The following is a 497-nucleotide window of genomic DNA, read 5'->3' as shown; positions in this document are numbered from 1 at the left end:
GCTCCGGCCTCAAGGCCCTGCACCTGGGCGCCCAGGCCATCCGCTGCGGCGATGCCGAAGTAATCATCGCCGGCGGCCAGGAAAACATGAGCCTGTCCAACTACGTGCTGCCCGGCGCCCGCACCGGCCTGCGCATGGGCCACAGCCAGATGATCGACTCCATGATCAGCGACGGCCTGTGGGATGCCTTCAACGACTACCACATGGGCATCACCGCCGAGAACCTGGTGGACAAGTACGGCATCAGCCGTGAAGCCCAGGACGCCTTTGCCGCCGCTTCCCAACAGAAAGCCGCAGCGGCCATCGAGGCCGGGCGCTTTGTCGACGAGATCACCCCGATCCAGATTCCCCAGCGCAAGGGCGAGCCGCTGACCTTCGCCACCGACGAGCAGCCACGCCCCGGCACCACCGCCGAAGCCCTGGCCAAGCTCAAGCCCGCGTTCAAGAAAGATGGCAGCGTCACCGCCGGCAACGCCTCGGCGCTGAACGACGGCGCT

General features: G+C 67.0%; 1 protein-coding gene. It reads left to right on the top strand.

Annotated elements, in window-relative coordinates; genetic code table 11:
* The coding region (locus BLX41_RS34790) for a thiolase family protein (protein ID WP_404942751.1) at positions 1-497 on the top strand (497 nt) is incomplete at both ends.

This window comes from Pseudomonas protegens (assembly GCF_003732485.1).
GTDB lineage: Bacteria > Pseudomonadota > Gammaproteobacteria > Pseudomonadales > Pseudomonadaceae > Aquipseudomonas > Aquipseudomonas protegens_B.
The sequence above is the reverse complement of the archived record's forward strand: the minus strand, read 5'-3'. Positions and strand labels throughout refer to the sequence as shown.